General features: G+C 58.1%; 11 protein-coding genes. 5 read left to right on the top strand and 6 right to left on the bottom strand.

Features of this window, described 5'->3' with window-relative positions; all coding sequences use genetic code 11:
* Positions 1–224: 224 nt before the first annotated feature.
* Positions 225–1,289 (bottom strand): FAD-dependent oxidoreductase, encoded by a 1,065-nt coding sequence (locus CA51_RS18970; RefSeq protein ID WP_145122775.1) that lies wholly within the window; start codon positions 1,287–1,289, stop codon positions 225–227.
* A 411-nt stretch (positions 1,290–1,700) separates the two neighbouring features.
* Here CA51_RS18970 and CA51_RS18965 point away from each other — a divergent pair, with 411 nt between their 5' ends.
* Positions 1,701–2,027 (top strand): hypothetical protein, encoded by a 327-nt coding sequence (locus CA51_RS18965; protein WP_145122774.1) that lies wholly within the window; start codon positions 1,701–1,703, stop codon positions 2,025–2,027.
* Positions 2,028–2,276: 249 nt separating this feature from the next.
* On the top strand, positions 2,277–3,086 hold the full coding sequence (locus CA51_RS18960; RefSeq protein WP_145122773.1) for a hypothetical protein: 810 nt from the start codon (positions 2,277–2,279) through the stop codon (positions 3,084–3,086).
* A gap of 18 nt (positions 3,087–3,104) precedes the next feature.
* Here the strand turns inward: CA51_RS18960 and CA51_RS18955 are convergent, their stop codons facing one another.
* Positions 3,105–3,884, bottom strand: coding sequence for a sensor histidine kinase (locus CA51_RS18955; RefSeq protein WP_420821471.1), 780 nt, complete (start codon positions 3,882–3,884; stop codon positions 3,105–3,107).
* Positions 3,885–4,049: 165 nt separating this feature from the next.
* On the opposite strand from CA51_RS18955, the gene CA51_RS18950 reads away from it, so the two are divergent.
* Both CA51_RS18950 and CA51_RS18945 read left to right on the top strand, forming a co-directional pair.
* On the top strand, positions 4,050–4,304 hold the full coding sequence (locus tag CA51_RS18950) for a hypothetical protein (protein ID WP_145122771.1): 255 nt from the start codon (positions 4,050–4,052) through the stop codon (positions 4,302–4,304).
* A gap of 1,474 nt (positions 4,305–5,778) precedes the next feature.
* Positions 5,779–7,161: a transposase gene (locus tag CA51_RS18945; protein ID WP_231745780.1), complete on the top strand. Its 1,383-nt coding sequence runs from the start codon at positions 5,779–5,781 to the stop codon at positions 7,159–7,161.
* A gap of 996 nt (positions 7,162–8,157) precedes the next feature.
* Here CA51_RS18945 and CA51_RS18940 read toward each other — a convergent pair.
* The 4 genes from CA51_RS18940 to CA51_RS18925 form a co-directional block, all read right to left on the bottom strand.
* Positions 8,158–9,960 (bottom strand): sulfurtransferase, encoded by a 1,803-nt coding sequence (locus CA51_RS18940; protein WP_145122769.1) that lies wholly within the window; start codon positions 9,958–9,960, stop codon positions 8,158–8,160.
* Between the two features lie 175 nt (positions 9,961–10,135).
* Positions 10,136–14,476 carry a DNA-directed RNA polymerase subunit beta' gene (gene rpoC / locus CA51_RS18935; RefSeq protein WP_145122768.1) on the bottom strand — a complete coding sequence of 1,447 codons (4,341 nt, stop codon included), beginning with the start codon at positions 14,474–14,476 and terminating at the stop codon, positions 10,136–10,138.
* Positions 14,477–14,653: 177 nt separating this feature from the next.
* A complete protein-coding gene (rpoB, locus tag CA51_RS18930) occupies positions 14,654–18,376 on the bottom strand; it encodes a DNA-directed RNA polymerase subunit beta (protein ID WP_145122767.1) in 3,723 nt (1,240 codons plus the stop codon).
* 422 nt (positions 18,377–18,798) lie between these two features.
* Positions 18,799–20,268 (bottom strand): aldehyde dehydrogenase family protein, encoded by a 1,470-nt coding sequence (locus tag CA51_RS18925; protein ID WP_145122766.1) that lies wholly within the window; start codon positions 20,266–20,268, stop codon positions 18,799–18,801.
* Positions 20,269–20,658: 390 nt separating this feature from the next.
* Here CA51_RS18925 and CA51_RS18920 point away from each other — a divergent pair, with 390 nt between their 5' ends.
* Entirely contained in the window at positions 20,659–21,624 is a 966-nt protein-coding gene (locus CA51_RS18920; RefSeq protein WP_145122765.1) for a universal stress protein, read from the top strand.
* Positions 21,625–21,631 lie beyond the last annotated feature (7 nt).

The raw sequence follows: 21,631 nt of genomic DNA, 5'->3' as shown, positions 1-21,631 counted from the left end.
GGCGTGGCAGCGGCGATGGCACGGATGTTTTTTCGTTGGGGCGGGATGCAGAATGGTGACGCGGTTGCGTTGGTGTTATGGGAAAGAACCGGACGCTAACGCGTGGCGGCTGATCGGGGCGGGGGAAACGAGGGGGGCGGTTGGTGGTTGGGCGCATAAAAAAACCGGTCGCTTGCGCGGACCGGTTTGCAGTTGTTCTTGTTTCGCTTGAAAGCGGGCGGTGGCTACTTTTCGGCCAGGTAACGCTCGGCGTCCAGGGCGGCCATGCAGCCGGTGCCGGCCGAGGTGATCGCTTGGCGGTAGTAGTCGTCGGCGACGTCGCCGGCGGCAAACACACCTTCGACGTTGGTGTTGGTGCGGAACGGCTTGGTCCACTGGATGTAGCCCTTGTCGTTCATCGTGACCGCGCCGCCGAGGAAGGCGGTGTTGGGCGTGTGCCCAATCGCGACAAACATCCCGCCCACCTTCAGCTCGCGCGTCGAATCGTCGACGGTGCTACGCAGTCGCAGGGCGTTGACGAGTTTGCCGTCGCCGAGGACTTCGTCGACGACGGTGTTCCAGCACATCTCGATGTTAGGATGATTCAGAGCACGCTCTTGCATCACCTTCGACGCGCGCATCTCATCGCGGCGGACGATCAGATAGATCTTGTCGGCGCCTTTGAGGTTGGCCAGATAGGTCGCTTCTTCGACAGCCGAATCGCCACCGCCGACAACGGCCAGTGGTTTGCTGCGGTACAGCGGCAGAGCGCCGTCGCAGACCGCACACGCGCTGACTCCCTTGTTCTTGTAAGCGTCCTCGGATTCGAGGCCGATGTAGTTGGCTCGGGCACCGGTCGCGATGATTACCGTGTGGGCTTTGACGGTGTCGCCATTGCCAGCGGTCAGGGTGTGGACGTCGCCGGAGAAATCGACGCTGGCGATATCGTCGCTGACGACGCGGGTGCCGAAGTTGAGGGCTTGCTGCTTCATCAGCTCCATCAATTCGACGCCTTGGACCGCGTAGTGCGGTTGGCCATCTTTTTCGTGCCCCTCGGGAGCTGGTGGCAGGTTCCAGTGCCGCGACTTGTCGACAGCTGATTCGACAAAGGCGCGGATGTTACCGGCTGGGAAGCCTGCAAAATTTTCGACTTCGGTGGTAAAGGCCAGTTGTCCCAACGGAATCATTTCCGGACGGACGGTTCCTTCGTAAACGACAGGATTCAAATTGGCGCGGGCTGCGTAAATTGCTGCTGACCATCCAGCGGGGCCGCTGCCGATAATTACGGTTTTTTCAATCGTGTCCGACACCAAGGGGGTACTCCGTGCAGTGGGAAATGTTCAGTCCTAGAATCTCTGATCCAATAAGGCGGACACATTATAGGTCGCTGCGCCGTTTCCACCACCTGGAAACCGCGGATCGCGCCGGGCGAATCGTTTTTTCAAGTGGGAGCGCCCGAGGAAATTGGTAACCCGACGCGTAAGCGAGGAACTTACGGGGTGCCTCGCTGGCGCGTTGGGTGACCGATCGTGCCTGGACTCAAACAGTGACTTCCCCTGGCGGCTGGTCGGTGTGTGCGGTGTTAGAGGGAGGGAAACGCGTAGATCGCTCTGTCGGTTGTGGGATCGCCCCAGGCGTCGACTGGAATGATGGGGTATGCTGTGGAGAGAAACATCCACCCGATACCGCCCCGATCCCGGGCGATCATTTTGCAGATATCCATGAACCGCGAATTGACCCGCAGTATTATTTCGCTCGCCCTCGCATCGATGCTGCTTGCGACCGCGACGCTGCTGATCTCTCTGGCGATCGACCGCACGATCGGGCTGCGCCCCGGTTGGCCCGCGATCGCCGAGGAACGTACCCCGCCGCAGGGGCGGCCGATGGTCCCGCCAGGCAGCTACGAGCAGACGATCGACCAGGCGCCGATCGATGCCAATCTCCGCCAGCTGTGGGAGTCGCTGAACGAAGAAGAGCAGAAAAATCAGCTGAAATTCCCCGTCGATGTCGAGCGGGCGATGTCGGTCCAGCCCGATCACGGCGTCTAATATCGCCGATCCGCCGCCGTGCAAAGGTTAGCTGGGGCGGCCGAGATTTTTCCAGGGCAATTTACTGCCAGAGTCTGGGGCTTAATGGTAACCCGACGCATAAGCGAGGGGCCGCGTGAATTCCTCGCTGAGGCGTCGGGGGACTGTTCCCTCTGGCGTTCCAGTTGGGAAAGTGATTCACCCTGCGAGATTGCCAGATCGGGTTTGCTCTGAACGCTCGGTTTTGACAGAATCGCCGCCGGTTGCGGGATGATTCTGATCGATGGGGCAAGGAAGTCGGTGGCGAAGATGAAGAAGGGACATTGGCGCAGTTTGAGCAAAAACCGTCGGTTGGTTCTCGATGTCTGCGCGATCTCGCGGCGGATGCCATTGTTTCCGGCGGAACGGAATGTCGATCTTTCCCAAGTCGCCCAGGCTCGCAGCGAATCGCCATCGCGGGTCTCTTGGGCTGCGATCTTCACCAAAGCGTTTGCTCTGGCCGCTGCCGATCAGCCTCAGCTGCGGCAGACCTATTATCGGCTCCCCTGGCCGCATCTATACGAACACAACCATTCGGTCGCTTCGATCGCGATGCACCGCTTCGACGGCGAAGAGGATCGGCTGTGCTGGGCTCGGATTCGCCGGGTCGAAGAGCAGACGCTGGCCGAGATCCAGAGACAGTTGGACGATTTTAAGAGCCAGCCGATCGAGGTCGCCTTCCGATCCCAACACCGTTTGTCGCGGATGCCGATGCCGATTCGGCGGTTGGTGTGGGGGTTGGCTCTGAATTTCAGCGGCCGCTCGCGAGCCAAAGAGGTTGGCACGTTTTCGATGTCGTCGGTGGCTGGGCTGGGCACCTACAACCGGTTCCATCCCACGGTCCTCTCCAGCAGCCTCAGCTACGGCCCGATCGACGACGACGGCAACTGCCTTGTCACGCTGATCTGCGACCATCGCGTGATCGATGGCTATCGGGCCGGGATCTGCTTGCAACAGATCGAAGCGATGTTGGCCGGACCGATTGCCGAAGAACTGCGGCAGATGGCCGAATCGGCTCCTGCCGCCGCACGGGCTGCGTGATTCCGCAATTCGCCGCGGTTAAGCCGCCGCGCTTTCGCTTTTGCTAGCGACTGGCAAGCGGATGATAAACGCGGTGCCGCGGCCGACGGTACTCTCGACGCGAATCCGGCCACCATGCTCTTGAATGATATCGCGGCATGCGGACAGCCCCAGCCCGGTCCCGCCCTTGCCCGACGCATCGGGCCCCGACTTGGTCGAGAAGAAGGGCTCAAAGATATTTGGCAGCTGGTCCTGCGGGATGCCTGAACCGCTGTCGCGCACCGTCAGCAGGACCTCGTTGGCTTCGGCGTTGGTCTTCAGCCCGATGCTGACCGTGCCCCCTTCGGGCATCGCCTGGCGGGCGTTGATGACCAGGTTCAACAGGACGCGTTGGATCTGGTTGCCGTTGGCTCGAGCGGCTGGCACGTCCTGCAGATCGGTTTCGACCGAGACGCGGTATTGTCGCAGTTCGCGTTCCAGCAGCATCAGCGAATCTTCGATGATGCTGGCCAGATCGGTCGGTTCAAAATCGTCGCTGCGGTTGCGAGCGGTCGCCAGGATGGTCTGCGAGATTTTTGCAGCCCGTTCGGCGGCGGCCAAGATCTTGGTGAGCGCCTTGTCGCGAGTCGCTTCGTCTTTGTGCCGGATCCCCAACTTGGCATAGTTCAGGATCGTCATCAGCACGTTGTTGAATTCGTGGGTGGCGGTGCCCGTCAATTCACCCAGCGACGCAAGTGCTTGCGACTGTTGCAACTGGTGCGTTAGATAAGCGATTTTTTCTTGGTCGGAGAGTGCGTGGTCCGTTTGAGTCGAAGTCACATCAACGTCCTTGTGGGTCAAATTTTGGGCAGGCGCGACTGGCTTAAAAGCGGGTACTGGCGACGGCATGTTTGGATTTATCGTCAAACTCTCTTGGAAAACTGTACGACCGACGTCTACAATCCCTACATCTTCCAAGGACGGGATAGCTTAACGAGAGCACGGATGACAAACGCAACGAACCAGTCGCCCCAATCGACGACTCAATTCGCCCTGGATCGGTTAGGCAAAGCCATCGCGACGGCTAAGCGACTGGGCTTCGTCGTCCGCAGCGAATGGCTAGGCGGATCGGCCACCGGATGGTGCGAACTGGGAGGCAAACGAATCCTGTTCGTCGATCTTTCGCTGTCGGTTCACGAACAGTTGGAACAGGTCGAAGCAGCGATCGAAGCGTTGCAAGCCGAGCGGAAAAAGCCGTAGTAGCCCGTTGCGTTTGAGCGCCGCACCGGTGGTTTATGCCACCGGCAGTTCTTGTGCCGCCCTCCGGGCTGAGGAGGAGGTTGTTTGGGCTGTGTTCCGGTGGTTTACACCACCGGCAGTTCGTGTGCCGGCCTCCGGCCTTGATGGGATAGCCGCTGTGCCGCACCGGTGGCTTACACCACCGGCAGTTCTTGTGCCGCCCTCCGGGCTGAGGAGGAGGTTGTTTGGGCTGTGTTCCGGTGGCTCACACCACCGGCAGTTCGTGTGTCGGCCTCCGGCCTGAGGCGGAGAATGTTCGGGCCGAGTGCTGGTGGCTTTTGCCGCTGGCGTTTCTTCTGACGCGTTTTAGGCTGAGGGCAACTAATAAAGTTGGGACCTATTTAGGCCGCAGGCCGGCACATACTTTGCCGGTGGTGTGAGCCACCGGAATCAAGGACCTCATGAAAACACAAGGCCGGAGGCCGGCACAAGTTTGTGCCGGCCTCCGGCCTTGAAAGACTGGCGGCTGTGCCGCACCGGTGGCTTACACCACCGGCAGTTCGTGTGTCGGCCTCCGGCCTTGGGAGGTTGTTCGGGACGAGTGCTGGTGGCTTGTGCGGTTGGCGTTTATTGTGACGCGTTTGGGGCTGAGGGCAACCAAAAAGTTGGGGCCTGTTTAGGCCGCAGGCCGGCACATACTTTGCCGGTGGTGTGAGCCACCGGAACTTAGGGCCTCATAAAAACACAAGGCCGGAGGCCGGCACAAGTTTGTGCCGGCCTCCGGCCTTGATGGGGTGGCGGCTGTGCCGTACCGGTGGCTTACACCACCGGCATTAGATGTGCCGGCCTCCGGCCTTGAAATACATGTAGCTGTGCCGCACCGGTGGCTTACACCACCGGCAGTTCCTGTGTCGGCCTCCGGCCTTGGGAGGTTGTTCGGGCTGAGTGTTGGTGGCTTGTGCCGCTGGCGTTTCTTGTGACGCGTTTGGGGCTGAGGGCAACTAAAAAAGTTGGGACCTAATTTAGGCCGTAGGCCGGCACATACTTTGCCGGTGGTGTGAGCCACCGGAACTTAGGGCCTCATAAAAACACAAGGCCGGAGGCCAGCACAAGTTTGTGTCGGCCTCCGGCCTTGATGGGATGGCAGCTGTGCCGCACCGGTGGCTTACACCACCGGCATTAGATGTGCCGGCCTCCGGCCTTGAAATACATGTAGCTGTGCCGTACCGGTGGTTTACACCACCGGCATTAGATGTGTCGGCCTCCGGCCTTGGGAGGTTGTTCGGGACGAGTACTGGTCTGGCGTTTCTTCTGGCGCGTTTTGGGCTGAGAGCAACTAATAAAGTTGGACCTGTTTAGGCCGTAGGCCGGCACATACTTTGCCGGTGGTGTGAGCCGAGCCCTTTCAAGCTAGCATGGGCATGCTTCGGCATCCGTTTTGCACTGATATCTAAGTAGCTTATGTATCGGAAGTTACGCGAAACGAGGTGGAATGATGACTGTTGATGAACTGCTTGATCGCTTCAAAAATGAGTGCCCTGTGGCGATGGGCACTCGACTGGTGCTCAATCATCTGCTCAGCGACGAGCGAATGGACACTCTATTTGCCACTCACGCAGGCTCTCAAAGATGCGGTGAACTCCTGTTCTCATCGGTCGCTGACATCATGGCCTGTGTTGCCTTGAACATCAAACCTTCGGTCAATGCGGCTTACAAAAAGCACAAAGAAAAACTGAAAGTCTCTGTCACATCCGTTTACAACAAGCTGCAAGGTATCGAGACCCAAGTGAGCCGCGCCTTGGTAAGTGAAACGGCGGCCGAGCTTTCGCAGTTGTGGGACCATCTCGAAGGTCCCAAACCACCGCCTGTGTTGAGCGGTTACAAGACACGGATCATCGACGGCAACCATCTCGCTGGGACCGAGCATCGAATCAAAGAGCTTCGGACCCTCGGCGCAGCCGCCTTGCCTGGCACCACTATCCCTATCTTAGATCCCGACAAGAAATTGCTTGTCGATGTGATTCTTAGTCGCGATGGGCATGCCAACGAAGCCACGCTACATCCGGAGATTCTTGAGCTTGTTGAAAAGGGGGATGTCTGGATCGGCGACCGTCATTTTGCTTCACAGAAGATGATGACCACGATTGCCTTGGACAAGAAAGCCTTCTTTGTTTTTCGTCATTCAAAGGGCTTGTTACCAAATTGGGAATCGCAAGGAGAACGCCGGGAAATCGGGCGTTGTGACGGCGGAACACTGTACGAACAGACGATTGCGTTTACCTATAAAGGGCGTACGATTTGCCCGCGGCGGGTCACGATCGAACTCGACACACCAACCCGCAAAGGCGACACCGCTGTTCACGTTTTGACCAATCTTCCCTCACGGGTTAGTGCGAAAAGCGTGGCGAATGCTTATCGCAAGCGATGGAATATCGAAACCGCATTCCAGCATCTTGCCACGACACTGAACAGTGAGATAAATACGCTTGGATATCCTCAAGCGGCCCTGTTCAGTTTTTGCATGTCGATGATGATGTACAACCTAATAAGCGTGATGAAAACATCGATTGGCTGTGCAGCAGATGACGCGGATTTAGCCGACGAGGTTTCCAGTTACTATGCAGCCAACGACGTCTCTGAATCGTGGAAGGGGTTCATGACGGCTGTGACTGAAAAGGAGTTTGATTCAGTCTATGGCAACCTAACCCTCAAACAGCTCGCCAAGGAGTTGGTCGACGTCGCTCGGAAACTCGATTTCAGTCAATACCGAAAGAGTCACCGAGGCCCCAAGAAGCCACCACCGAAAAGGAAAAGCGGAAATCGTGGTAACCATGAATCGACAGCTAGAATCCTCGACCAAAGAGCCCCGAAATGCTAGCTTGGAAGGGCTCGGTGTGAGCCACCGGAACTAAGGGCCTCATGAAAACACAAGGCCGGAGGCCGGCACAAAGTTGTGTCGGCCTCCGGCCTTGAAAGACTGGCGGCTGTGCCGCACCGGTGGCTTACACCACCGGCATTAGATTTGTCGGCCTCCGGCCTGAGGGGGGGGCGGGCTGTTGTACCGGTGGTTTACACCACCGATATTAGATGTGTCGGCCTCCGGCCTTGGGAGGTTGTTCGGGAGGAGTACTGGTCTGGCGTTTCTTCTGACGCGTTTTAGGCTGAGGGCAACTAAAAAAATTAGGACCTATTTAGGCCGTAGGCCGGCACATACTTTGCCGGTGGTGTGAGCCACCGGAACTAAGGGCCTCATGAAAACACAAGGCCGGAGGCCGGCACAAAGTTGTGTCGGCCTCCGGCCTTGATGGGGTGGCGGCTGTGCCGTACCGGTGGCTTACACCACCGGCATTAGATTTGTCGGCCTCCGGCCTGAGGAGGTTGTTCGGGCCGAGTGCTGGTGGCTTACTCCACCGGCAGTTCTTCGTGCGCGTTTGGGGCTGAGGGCAACCAAAAAGTTGGGGCCTATTTAGGCCGTAGGCCGGCACATTCTCTGCCGGTGGTGTGAGCCACCGGAACTAAGGCCATCATGAAAACACAAGGCCGGAGGCCGGCACAAAGTTGTGTCGGCCTCCGGCCTTGATGGGGTGGCGGCTGTGCCGTACCGGTGGCTTACACCACCGGCATTAGATTTGTCGGCCTCCGGCCTTGGAAGCTTGTTCGGGCCGAGTGTTGATGGCTTGTGCCGCTGGCAGTTCTTGTGGTGAGTTTTGGGCTGAGGGCAACCATAAAGTTGGGACCTGTTTAGGCCGCAGGCCGGCACATACTTTGCCGGTGGTGTGAGCCACCGGAATCAAGGACCTCACAAACACAAGGCCGGAGGCCGGCACAAGTTCGTATGTCGGCCTCCGGCCTTGAAGACTGACGCGGTTCGGATCTAGTTTGCCCAGGCTGGTTGGGGGGCTGTCATTTCGACGGTTTCGTCGTTCCCGGCGGGCGAGAACTGCAGCTTCCATGCGTGCAGGCACATCGTGGGGGCGTCGACGGCGAGCGTTTGCGTCTCGCCTAGTTTGCCGTCGGTGAGATAGGCCGGGTCGCCGACGATCGGGAATCCGAGGTGCCACAGGTGAACGCGGATCTGATTGGTGCGGCCTGTCAGCGGAGTGACTTGCAGCAGTGTCGTGCCGTCGTCCAGTCGCTTTAGGACTTCGAACCGCGTCGCCGAGGCTTGGCCGGCTTCATCGATCGTTCGCAGACCAGCTTGCGTTGGGACTGCAGAGATCGCTGCGTTGCACTCGAACGAATCTTCGGCGGGATGGCCGTGCACGCGAGCCAGGTAGGTCTTCTTGACTTTCCCCGATTCGAACTGAGGTTGAATCTGCCGGGCGGCAGCTTTGGATCGCGAGAGAACCACGACGCCACTGGTGTTGGCGTCCAAGCGGTGTGCGATCCGCAGTTGCTCCGGATGGTAGACCGTCTTCAAGATCGATGTCAGCGTGTTGCGATTGAATCGTCCCGATGGGTGCATCGGCAGCGGAGCCGGTTTGTTGGCGACGACGATCGCTGCGTCTTCGTACAAGATCTCGATCGCTGGGTTCACATCGGGTTCGATTTCCGCCGGGATCACGTGTTGGTACCGCTGACCGGCGGCGACGATCTGTTGTCCGTCGACAGGTTCGCCTTCCAAACGCAGCAGTCCCGCGTCGCAGCGCGCTTGCCAGACATCGCGTCCCACGTGCGGATGGGCTCGATCCAACAGGTCGATCAATGCCAGACCGTTACACTTTTCGGAAACGCAGATCGGGCGGATGTTATCTTGCGGCGTGCTGCCTGGCAGCGGATCGGTCGCGGCCAAGATCGCTCGATTGCGTTTCTGGCACTGGTCGACAATCTGTTGATCTTCGGGCTTGTAACAATGCGGACACGAGACACTGGGGACGTAGTGCGGCGATTGCTGTTCTTCGAGAGTCAGCGTGGCTTGGCAGGCGTAACAGAGTTCGGTGTCGGTCTCTTCCAAGTTGGGGTCGACGGCGACGCGTTGGTCGAAGACGAAACAGTCGCCTTGGTAATGAGCTCCGCCGACCTCTTCGAAGTATTTAAGAATTCCACCTTCCAATTGGTAAACCTCTTTGAAACCCTCGCGTTGCATCAGCGGACCCGCTTTTTCGCAGCGAATTCCGCCGGTGCAGAACATCACCAACGGACGGTCCTTGGCCTCTTCGGGCAGCTTAGCTACCGCGTCGGGGAAATCGCGAAAGTGATCGACGCCGATCGGCGTAGCGTTCTCGAACGTTCCCAGAGCGACTTCGTAATCGTTGCGAACATCCAGCAGAGTCACCTCGCGTCCCTGATCCAACCACTCACGCAATTGCTGCGCCGGCAGCTTGGGACTGGTCCGATGGGCTGGGTCGATCCCATCGACACCAAACGCGATGATCTCGCGTTTCAGGCGGACGAGCGCTCGGTTGAACGGCTGGTGGTCGCTGAGGCTCTCTTTGAATTCCAGATCTGCGAATTCGGGGAAGCTGTGCAGCCGATCGATCATCGCGCGGACCGCGTCGGGTTCGCCCGCCAGGAATAGATTGATCCCTTCGGGGCTCAGCAGAATCGTCCCTTTGAGGCCCAGCGATTTCAGAGCGGCCAGCAACGTGGCTCGCAAATCGGGGAGATCCGAAAGCGCGACAAACTTATAAGCCGCGACGTTTAAGATCGATTGAGCGGGAACAGATGTGGTACTCATGGGCGTAACGCGTGTTGGTGACGCGACCCAGAGCGGCCGCGCCGGTTTTCAGGATGGGGATAGATTCCAACCGGCAACCGCCACGACCATGATGTCGAGGCCTTCCGGCAATTCGACATTAACCTTGTCGACAGTCGGCTCGGCGAGATTGCCGAGCCAACCACGAACTCGCGGACTATTCGTCCGTTTTGCCGCCGCCCAACAGGCTGTCCAAGGTTTGGACGCTCGCTGGAGGGGTCGCTTGGGATCCGCTGTCGTCGGCGGGCGGAGCTCCATCGGCCAACAATGGGAAGCTCTCTTCCAATTGTTGCGGTGCGGTTCCGGCCAGTTCTTCCATCGCTTCGCGGCGGTAACTGACTTCCGAATCTTGGAAAATGCGGAAACCGGTACCAGCGGGGATCAAGTGACCCAGGATCACGTTTTCCTTCAAACCAACCAAGCGGTCGACCTTGCCGGCCAAAGCCGCTTCGGTCAGAACCTTGGTCGTTTCTTGGAACGACGCCGCCGAGATAAAGCTGCTCGATTGGACCGATGCCTTCGTGATACCCAACAACTGAGTACTCGCGGTTGCACCACGCGGCTTCTTGCCTCGGGCCGGCGAACCGCCCAGAGCTTCGATTTCCGCGTTGGTCTGTTCGAACGTCTCCTTCGGAATGATCGACGATTCGGCGAAATCGCTATCGCCCTTATCGCTGATCTTGACGCACTTGGCCATCGATTGGTTGGCGCGACGGAATTCGAAGCGGTCCATTACCAAGCCAGGCAGGATGCTGGTGTTACCGGACGATTCGATTTTCACCTTACGCAACATCCGTGCGATGATGATCTCGACGTGCTTATCGTTGATCTCCACACGCTGCGAACGATAGACCTGTTGGACTTCGTGCAGCAGGTACTGTTGAACCGCTTCTTCACCCGAGACGCGAAGGATATCGTGCGGAACCAACGGACCGTCGATCAGGGCCTGACCAGCGCGGACGATGTCGCCGGTGTGGACCAAGAATCGCTTACCGTGAGGCACCAAGTGCTCGCGTTCGATACCGCTTTCGCTGCGGACGACGATCGTTCGCTTACCGCGTTTCTTCTCAGCCAGGATTTCGACGGTACCGTCGACCTCGGCGATAACCGCGGGTTCCTTCGGTTTACGAGCTTCGAAGATCTCGGTAATCCGAGGCAGACCACCGGTGATGTCCGATACACCGCCCGACTCACGCGGCATTTCCGCCAGAGCCGAACCGGTTTTGATCTGAGTACCTTCCTTGATCTTGATCACAGCACGTTCGGGCAGATATTGAACGTTCAGCGTCGCGCCGGTGGCGTCTTCGATCACGATCTGCGGGTGAAGTTCACCCTTGTGTTCCATGATCGTCATACGCATGTTACCGCTGGCTTCGCGTTCCAGCTTCATCGTTTCGCCTTCGACGATATCGTCGAAGCGAACCTTACCGTCGACCTCGGCGAGAATCGGCACGCTGTGCGGGTTCCATTCGCAAAGGATCGCACCGGCTTTGACCTCTTCGCCATCCTTCACAGGCAGCGTTGCACCGGTTGGTACTTCGTGCTTTTCGATCTCGCGACCGCGATCATCGACAACCGCGATTTCACCGTTACGTGTCAACGCGACCAACTGGCCGTCTTCGTTGATGACCGCACGCAAGCGAGTCAAGCGAACGAATCCACCCTTCTGAGCGCGGATGTCGCTATCTTCCATCGCGACGTCGACCGAACCACCGATGTGGAACGTACGCATCGTCAACTGTGTACCAGGTTCACCGATCGATTGAGCAGCGATGATACCGACGGCCATGCCTTCTTCGACCAACGATCCGGTCGCCATATCCATACCGTAACAACGGCGGCAGATACCCAGCGGTGCATCGCAGGTCATCGGGCTGCGGACTTGGATCTTCTCCAGACCCATCTCTTCGATCTTGCGAGCGATCTCCGGAGTGATCATTTCGCTTTCGCGGACGATTACTTCGTCGGTGATCGGATCGACGATGTTCTGGCGACTGACGCGACCGTTGATGCTGTCGGCCAAGCGTACTTCGACCTTTTCACCACGGTAAATCACGTTTTTGGTGATACCTTGGGTCGTGCCGCAGTCTTCCATCGTGATGACCACGTTTTGGGCGACGTCGGCCAGCTTACGTGTCAGGTAACCCGAGTCAGCTGTCTTCAACGCCGTATCGGCCAGACCCTTACGAGCACCGTGCGTCGAACTGAAGTATTCCAGTACCGTCAGACCTTCACGGAAGTTCGCCTTAATCGGCGTCTCGATGATCTCACCCGACGGCTTCGCCATCAGACCACGCATACCGCCCAGCTGACGAATCTGTTCAATACCACCACGAGCACCGGAGTGGGCCATCAAATATACAGGGTTCACATACCAACCGCCGGGACGGAAATCGTGTTCCATCGCGTGCATCATGTCGGTCGTGATCTTTTCACGAGCACCGGTCCAGGTATCGAGTACCTTCTTGTACCGCTCGTCGCCGGTGATCAAACCGCGATCGTAGTTCTTGCGTTGCTTCATCACCTCTTTTTCAGCTTCGGCGATGAACTTGACCTTCGAATCGGGAGTTACCAGATCATCGGTCGCAAACGACAAACCACTACGAGTCGATTCACGGAAGCCGAGCTGCATCATATCATCCAACACTTGGATCGTCGCTTTACGACCCAGACGTTGGTAGGTATCGCTAATCGCCGAGGCGAGATCGCCCGAACGCATGGCTTGGTTGTAGTAGTCCATGCCCAGCGGCAGCATCTCATTGAACATGATGCGACCGTAGGTGGTGTCGATGATCTGACCACCCTTGGCGGAATCGTCAGCCGTCTTGATCTTGCGATACTTCGGCAACCGTACGCGAATCTTCGCGTGCAGCGCGATAACGCCTTCGCGATAAGCCATCTCGGCTTCTTCGGCACAGCTGAAGGTCATGCCTTCGCCCTTTTGATCGGGCAGCTCGACCGTGATGAAGTAGCAACCCATGACCATGTCCTGCGACGGACTCATGATCGGCTTACCATTGGACGGCGCGAAAATGTTGTTTGTGCTCAACATCAACGTGTGCGCTTCGACTTGTGCCTCGATCGAAAGCGGCAAGTGGACCGCCATCTGATCGCCGTCGAAGTCGGCGTTGAAGCCTTTGCAAACCAGCGGGTGCAGGTTGATCGCGTTACCTTCGACCAAGGTTGGTTCGAACGCCTGGATACCCATCCGGTGCAACGTAGGAGCCCGGTTCAACATCACCGGGTGGTTGCGGATGACGGTTTCCAGGATATCCCAAACCTCTTCGTCTTTTCGCTCGAGCATCTTCTTCGCCGATTTGATCGTGTCGGCGTGACCCAGCTCTTTCAGCTTGCGAATGATGAACGGTTGGTACAGTTCCAACGCGATCTTCTTGGGAAGTCCGCATTGGTGCAACTTCAGACGAGGACCGACGACGATTACCGAACGAGCGGAATAATCGACGCGTTTACCCAGCAGGTTTTCACGGAAACGACCCTGTTTACCCTTGATCATGTCGGTCAAGGATTTCAGCGGACGATTGCTGCTGCCCAGGACTGGACGCTTGCAACGGTTGTTGTCGAACAGCGCGTCGACCGATTGTTGCAACATCCGCTTTTCGTTGCGAATGATCACTTCAGGCGCGTTCAGATCGACCAACTTACGCAACCGGTTGTTGCGGTTGATGATCCGGCGATAGAGGTCGTTCAAGTCGCTGGTCGCGAAGTTGCCGCTGTCCAACAGAACCAGAGGACGCAGGTCGGGCGGGATCACGGGGATCACGTCCAGGACCATCCATTCGGGACGGTTGTCGCTGTCGCGGATCGATTCGACGATCTTCAAGCGGTTGATCAGGTCTTTGGCTTTCTGCTTGCTGCCGGTCTCTTCGAGATCGACGCGCAGTTTTTCCGACAGCGCGACCAGATCGAGTTTGCCCAACAGCTTGCGGACAGCTTCGGCGCCCATATCGGCTTCGAAGGCGTTGTCGCCCCACTGAGCCTTGGCGGCGCGATACTCTTCTTCGGTCAGCATCTGTTGCAGTTCGAGGTCGGTTTGACCTGGATCGACAACGACGTAGTCCTGGAAGTAGATCACCTTTTCCAGGCTGGTCGTCTTCATGCTCAAGAGGTTGCCCAAGCGGCTAGGCATCGCTTTGAAGAACCAGATGTGAACGATCGGCGCAGCCAATTCGATGTGGCCCATGCGCTTACGACGAACGCGGCTGTGCGTGACTTTCACACCGCAGCGATCGCAGATCATTCCCTTGTATTTCATGCCGCGGTATTTACCGCATGCGCACTCCCAGTCCTTTTCAGGGCCAAAGATCCGCTCGCAAAACAGACCATCCTTCTCGGGACGGTAGGTACGGTAGTTGATCGTCTCTGGCTTCTTGACCTCACCAAACGACCAGCCGCGGATGTCTTGCGGGCGGGCCAGGTTGATCTTGACCGAGGCGTAATCATTGATGCGGTCGTAAGTGGTGCTTTCGCCGTTGGACATGGACGATGCTCCTAGTGGTAGCACGCTCGCAGCGGCGTCGGCATGGCGGCCGACGCGACTGACGAGCTGGTGATTGGCTGAGGTGTTATTTGAATCGCTGTGGCTTCCCAGCCGCAGCGATAGATTTGCAGGTAGACCGGCGACGGGGGAATCCCATGTCGCGTTACGAACAAGTGATTAGACCGGACGCTTCTCAAGCTGCATGTTGAGGGCCAAGCCGCGAATCTCGTTGGTCAAAACGTCGAAACTGGCTGGCGTGCCCGCTTCCAGGGTGTTTTCACCCTTGACCATCGATTCGTAGATCTTGGTTCGACCTTCGACATCGTCGCTCTTAACCGTCAGCAATTCCTGCAGGATGTAAGCGGCGCCATAAGCTTCCAACGCCCAAACTTCCATCTCTCCGAAACGCTGGCCACCGAACCGTGCTTTACCACCCAACGGTTGCTGTGTGATCAACGAATAAGGACCGGTGCTGCGAGCGTGGACCTTGTCGTCGACCAAGTGGTGCAGTTTCAGCATGTAGATGTAACCGACAGTCGTTTCCTGCGACAGCAGATCGCCGGTACGTCCATCGCGAAGCCGAATCTTACCGTGCCGTGGCAATCCCGCTTCTTCCAAGCAGTCGTTGATGTCCTCTTCGCTCGCACCGTCGAAGACGGGCGTGATCGCTTGGAAGCCGAGCTTCGCACCCGCCCAACCGAGGTGGGTTTCCAAAATCTGTCCCACGTTCATACGGCTAGGTACACCCAGCGGATTGAGCATGATCTGGATCGGAGTTCCATCGGGCAGGAACGGCATATCCTCTTGAGGCAAGATCTTGGAGATCACACCCTTGTTACCGTGGCGACCAGCCATCTTATCGCCGACGCTGATCACTCGCTTGGTGGCGACGTAGACCTTGACCATCTGCAACACGCCGCTGCGAAGTTCATCGCCACGCTTCATGCTGTTCAGCTTGCGGTCGCGGTCGTCGATCGCGGCTTCCACGTTGGACCATTGCGATTTGTAGATCGTACGGATTTCGTTTTGCTGTTCCGGGTCTTTGACCTGTTCCAGCAAGCGGATCACGCTGAACGAACTGGCGCGTTCGGCGATGTACTTCGGATCCTGATCGCCCACCAAAGGTGAACCGTCGGTATCCTTGAACTTCGTCTTGATCGCGGCCTGCATCTCTTCGATCATCTGCGTAAAGGTGTGCGAAATCTCCGCATTGCCTTCGCTTTCGACCTGCTTGAGCTCTTGTTCAAAAAGCTTTCGCTCGTCTTCGGACAGACTCATCCGGCGGCTGAACTTCTGGGTATCGATCACGATACCTTCGACGCCCGAGGAGACTTCCAGCGAATCGTTCTTCACGTCTTCACCGGCACGACCGAAGATCGCGTGCAACAGTTTTTCTTCCGGAGTCAGTTCGGTCTTGCTCTTGGGCGAGACTTTACCGACCAGGATGTCGCCCGGTTTGACATACGTTCCGACTTGTACGATCCCGTTTTCGTCCAAGTTGCGCAACGCCTTCTCGGAGACGTTGGGAATGTCGCGAGTGAATTCTTCGCGTCCCAGTTTGGTCTCGCGAATCTCGACGTCGAAGTCTTCGATGTGGATCGAAGTGTACGTGTCGGCTTTGACCAAGTTCTCGGAGATGATGATCGCATCTTCGTAATTGAACCCGTCGAACGACATAAAGCCGACCAACACGTTACGTCCGAGAGCCAATTGACCCTTATGGGTCGCAGCACCATCGGCGATGATCTGGTCCTTCTCGACACGCTCGCCCAGCTTGACGATCGGTCGCTGGTTCAAGCAGGTTCGTTCGTTCAGACCTTGGTACTTCTTTAATACGTAGTGGTCAGAGCCGATTTCGATTCGCATCGAGTCGACGTAGGTGACCTTACCCGAGCGGCGGGCGCGAACCAACATCGCACTGTTCTGTGCAACTTCGCGCTCCATGCCGGTACCGACGATCGGCGGTTCGGCGACCAACAGCGGCACAGCTTGCCGCTGCATATTCGAACCCATCAACGCGCGGTTCGCATCATCGTGCTCGAGGAACGGAATCAAACCGGCCGAAACACCGACCATCTGGCTCGGTGCAACGTCCATGTAGTGGACCTGCTCGGGTTGGACGATCTCAAAGTCGCTGCGGAAACGAGCGATCAAGTTGGGACCGGGAACCAGTGCCAAGTCTTTGACTTCGGTATCGGCGGGAGCGACAAAGGATTCGTTCTCCTCGTCGGCTCGCAGCCAGACAAAATCTTCGGTCAGCTTACCGTCTTTCACCTTGCGGTACGGCGTCACCAAAAATCCGTAGTCATCCACACCGGCGTAGATCGCCAACGAGCTGATCAGACCAATGTTTGTACCTTCAGGAGTCTCGATCGGGCAGATCCGGCCGTAGTGCGAAATGTGAACATCGCGAACTTCAAAGCCCGCACGTTTACGATTCAAACCACCGGGGCCCAGAGCGGACAGACGGCGTTCGTGCGTCAACTGGCTCAACGGGTTCGTTTGATCGACGACCTGCGAGAGTTCACCGCGGCCGAAGAAGTAATCGATCGCAGCGCTGACGCTCTTGGGGTTAACCAACGAGCGAGGCGTCATGTCCTCGGCGTCCTTCAGGCTCATTCGCTCTTGAACCGTACGACGCAGCTTCAGGAAGCCCTTGCGGAGTTCTTCCGACGCCAATTCGTCGATCGTTCGCAGACGTCGGTTGCCCAGGTGATCGATATCGTCGATCTCGGCTCCGCTGTCTGGATCGAACAATGCGATCAGGTACGAGATCGATGCGATCACGTCGTCCGGACGCAACGTCATCTCGTCTTCGGAGACGTTCAGATTTAATTTGCGGTTGATACGGAAACGTCCGACGCGGCCTAGACGGTAGCGGTTGGAGTCGTAGAACTTTTCGGCGAACAGCGTGCGAGCCTTCTCCAGCTGCGGCGGGTTGCCCGGACGCAGACGTTGGTAGATTCGCAGCAACGCTTCTTCGTGACTGCTGGTGTTGTCTTCGCTGAGCGAGTTGACGATCAATGGGACCTTCGGCGCGTCCATCAGTTCGACCGACTTGCAGCCGCTGGCGCTGATCGTCTCTGCCGCTTCTTTGCTGATCTTGTTACCGGCTTCGACGATGATCTCGCCAGCTCGGGCGGTGCCACTTGGGTAGATGATGTCGTCGACGGCGATCTTATCGACAAGCTTGGCTGCCGAGCGACCATCGGCGGTCTTCAGTGTTTCGGTTTTGTAGAACGCTCGCAGCAGGTCCGAATCCGAGGAGAGTTCGGGAGTCATAGCGCGGAGCAGCGTCAGTGCGCTGAACTTACCGCTCTGATCGATCCGAACGCTCAGCGTTTCCTTCTTCGTGATATTGACTTCGACCCAGCTTCCGCGTTCGGGGATCACGCGGCAGCTCGGCAGCTTGCGGTCGCTGGTCCCTTCGGCTTCCATCACAAAGTCGATACCGGGGGAGCGGTGCATCTGGCTGACGACAACACGCTCGGCACCGTTGATGATGAATTCACCACCGCCCATCATGATCGGCAGGTCGCCCAGGAATACCTCTTCTTCGATCGGTTCGTCGCGGTTCAGACGCAACCAAACTCGCAAAGGACGACCGTAGGAGAGTCGCAATTGGCGGCATTCGGCCGATGTGTAGCGTGGCTTGCCAAGTTCGTAGCGAAGATATTCCAGCGAGATGTTGCCATCGTAGCTTTCGACGGGGAAAACTTCCTTCAGAACAGCCTCAAGGCCTTGAACCTTGCGTTTATCGGAATCCGCGTCGGCCTGCAAAAATGCCGCATAGCTAGCGGTCTGCAGAGCCGTCAGGTCGGGAGTCGCGAATGCTTCGCGGCCCGAGCCAAAATAACGGACATTCTCAGGTTCCAATCGGCGCTCGGTGGTGGTAGCCATACGCGAGATCGCTCCTTCAAGCAAATATCGAAAGGGATTGAACGGATTGCACTGGGGTCGCTATCTCGGCGCGCAACGCCTTCGCGGCGGAGGAGGCGCGAGTCTGGAACGCTGGCACATGGAAATGCACGGCAGAGGGCGCAGCGGGTGTTGGGGGAGATAACGGCAGCGAAACGGGAATTCCACGATGTCAAGTTTTAGCAAAATCGAAGTTGCTGCGTAACCCCATCCGAAGATTTGGCGCAGCGATTGCTACACCAATCCAGAATTCGACGGAATTTCCCTAAAATTCAACGTTTCCCGCTCGATCGACAGTCTGGTAAAGAAGTCGCAATCGGCCTCGCAGTGGAGTTTGTGGAACTGCAGCTTGCCGTTTGGGGGGCGTGCGGCCCAGTTCTGTCGAGCTGGCTGTTTCGGTGAGTCTAAAGTGCAATCGTCACCGTTTTGTTCTCGAGATAAGCTCGCAAACCCTCCTCCCCTAGCTCGCGGCCGTGACCGCTCATCTTGAATCCGCCGAACGGAGCCGCTGCGTCGAAGACGTCGTAGCAGTTGACCCAGATCGTTCCCGCGCGGACGCGTGCCGCGTAATCGTGCGCCTTTTTGATATCGCTGGTCCAGACGGCTGCCGCAAGCCCAAAATAGGTGTTGTTGGCTCGTCGGATCATCTCTTCGCGGTCCTTGAACTTCAACACGCTCAGCACCGGACCGAAGATCTCGTGCTGGGCGATCGCCATGTCGTCGGTCACGCCGTCGAAGACTGTCGGTTCGATGAAGTAGCCTTTCTCGCCGACTCGCTTGCCGCCGGAGATGCATCGTGCCCCTTCTTCCTGTCCCTTGTCGATGAAGCCCATGATCTTGTCGAACTGAGCCCGATCGACTTGCGGACCCTGTTCGGTCTGTGGGTCCAGAGGGTTGCCGACGCGGCGATTGGTCGTCAGTTCGGTCAACTTCTCCAGGAACTCGTCGTGCGCCCGTTCTTCGACGAACAGCCGGCTGCCGGCGCAGCAGCATTGCCCTTGGTTCAGGTACAGCCCGACATAAGCTCCGCGTACGGCGGCGTCCATGTCCGCATCGGCAAAGACGACGTTGGGGCTCTTGCCGCCGAGCTCGAAGGTCAGCCGCTTCAGCGATTCGGCCGCCTCTCGCATGATGATCTGCGCCGTGCGGTGCTCGCCGGTGAACGCGACTTTGTCGATGTTGGGGTTCTTGGTGACGGCGGAACCGGCGGTTGGTCCAAATCCGGGGACGACATTGATCACGCCTTTGGGGAAGCCGGCTTCGGCAGCCAGTTGCGCCATCCGCAGGCAGGTTAGCGGCGTCTGTTCGGCGGGCTTCATCACGATCGTGCAGCCGGCGGCCAGTGCGGGGCCCCATTTCCATGCGGTCATCAGCATCGGAAAGTTCCAGGGGATGATCTGTCCCGCGACGCCGACCGGTTCGCGGCGCGTGTAACACAGATAGTTGCCCCGGATCGGAATCGTTTGGCCGTGAATCTTATCAGCGAACCCGGCGTAGTAGCGCAGGCAATCGATCACCAGCGGCAAGTCGGCGTGCCGCGATTCGGAGATCGGTTTGCCGTTGTCCAGCGATTCGAGCGCCGCCAGCGAATCGATCTCCTCTTCGATCAGATCGGCCAGCCGCATCATTAACTTGCCGCGGTCGCGAGCGTCCATCTTGGGCCAGTCGCCGCTCTCGAACGCGCGTCGCGCCGCCAAAGCCGCTTTGTCGATGTCCGCCGCGTCCCCTTCGGCTACTTGTGCGATCACTTCTTCGGTCGCCGGGTTCACTGTCGCGAAGGTTCTTCCGCTCTCGGCCGGCACCCACTGCCCATCGATAAAACACTTGGTGTGCTTCACTTTCGCAGCAACTGACGCTTCGGTAAGAACGGACATCGGAGGGTCTCCCTCGAAATGGAACGGTTGGGCGTGTGCGGAACGTTTCGCTGGAAATCATCATACCCCATCGGCCGCCAGTGGCAACGGAGAATTGGCCGCCGCAGTCGCCCTGCAGTGGGGGCCGTGGTGCGTTTGGCACCTCCACTGCGATCTTTCGCCGCACGCGTCACGCCTGTTTTCCGCTCGTGATAATTCCGATCATCCGATGCTGGGATCGCGTTTCGGGCGTCGCCTGGATCGCCAGGGAATTGGCCGCATTTTCAGCTGATTGCGGCGACACTTTGCGGCCCAGGGCATAACCGATCGGGCCGCGATTGCATTACAATACGGGCTGAGCAAGGCATTGGAGCTTTGGGATGCTGAGAACCGCAGAAGTGAGGTAGGGTCATGAAAATTTTGTTTGCGACCGACGGGTCGTGTTACGCCGCCGGTGCCGCTCGATTTGTGCGTCATTTGCAGTCGAAAGACCCGATGGAATTGACGGTCCTGACGGTCAGCTATACTCCCGAAAATACATCGAGCCCGTCGGTTCAGCCGTGGTTGCCGGAGTGGCGTCGCCGCGAGCATGAACGGATCGACCAGCATCACGCGGAGTTGCGGGAGACGCTGAAGTCGATCAACGGTAAGGTGACGATGGAACTTGCCGAGGGGAACGCGGCGCGGTGTATCTTGGAGCGGGCTCGCGAGTTGGATACCGACTTGATCGTGATGGGCGCCCGTGGGCACTCGACGTTGGAGCGGTTGCTGTTGGGCAGCCTCTCGGATTCCGTGGCAACTCACGCCGATTGTTCGGTGTTGATCGTGCGGCCGCCGGAATTGCACGGTGTGGCGGCTGGAAGCGCTCCCTGCCCTGAGCCCGCCGCCGACGAGATTCCGGTTCGCAAGATCGAACTGGCCTACGATGGTTCGGCGAGTTCGAAAGAGGCGGTCAATGAACTGATGCGGTTCCAGTGGCCGGCAGAGACCGAGGTGAGCATCTTAAGTGTGATCCCGACGTTCGACTTCTACGGCCAGGAGTACGGTTTGATGGTCGAACCGCATGGCAAAGAGGAGCATCAGCGAGTTCAAGCGTTGTGCGAGAAGGTGATCAGTTCGCTTTCGCGTAGCATCAAAAACGTCGATTCGCAGACCGTCATGGGAGACCATGTCGGAGACGCAATCGTGCGGGCCGCTGACGAAAACCAAAGCCAGTTGATCGTCCTGGGCGACAACGGGCATGGTCTGATCGGCGAGCTGTTGCTGGGCAGCACGACTAAATACGTGCTGCGTCACGCTCACTGCAGCGTTTGGATCTCGCGACACCACCGCACTCAAGCGGAGAAGGTCGCCGAGGCGGCAGTGCAGCCTGCGTAACGCCTGG

It is taken from the genome of Rosistilla oblonga (assembly GCF_007751715.1).
Taxonomy (GTDB): Bacteria; Planctomycetota; Planctomycetia; order Pirellulales; family Pirellulaceae; genus Rosistilla; species Rosistilla oblonga.
Note: the sequence above shows the minus strand (reverse complement) of the source record. Positions and strands in the feature narration are given on the sequence as shown.

Coding starts and splice junctions, on each gene's coding strand:
- CA51_RS18965 (WP_145122774.1), top strand. CDS start 1,701: ATGAACCGCGAATTGACCCGCAGTATTATTTCGCTCGCCCTCGCATCG.
- CA51_RS18960 (WP_145122773.1), top strand. CDS start 2,277: ATGATTCTGATCGATGGGGCAAGGAAGTCGGTGGCGAAGATGAAGAAG.
- CA51_RS18950 (WP_145122771.1), top strand. CDS start 4,050: ATGACAAACGCAACGAACCAGTCGCCCCAATCGACGACTCAATTCGCC.
- CA51_RS18945 (WP_231745780.1), top strand. CDS start 5,779: ATGACTGTTGATGAACTGCTTGATCGCTTCAAAAATGAGTGCCCTGTG.
- CA51_RS18940 (WP_145122769.1), bottom strand. CDS start 9,960: ATGAGTACCACATCTGTTCCCGCTCAATCGATCTTAAACGTCGCGGCT.
- rpoC (WP_145122768.1), bottom strand. CDS start 14,476: ATGTCCAACGGCGAAAGCACCACTTACGACCGCATCAATGATTACGCC.
- rpoB (WP_145122767.1), bottom strand. CDS start 18,376: ATGGCTACCACCACCGAGCGCCGATTGGAACCTGAGAATGTCCGTTAT.
- CA51_RS18925 (WP_145122766.1), bottom strand. CDS start 20,268: ATGTCCGTTCTTACCGAAGCGTCAGTTGCTGCGAAAGTGAAGCACACC.
- CA51_RS18920 (WP_145122765.1), top strand. CDS start 20,659: ATGAAAATTTTGTTTGCGACCGACGGGTCGTGTTACGCCGCCGGTGCC.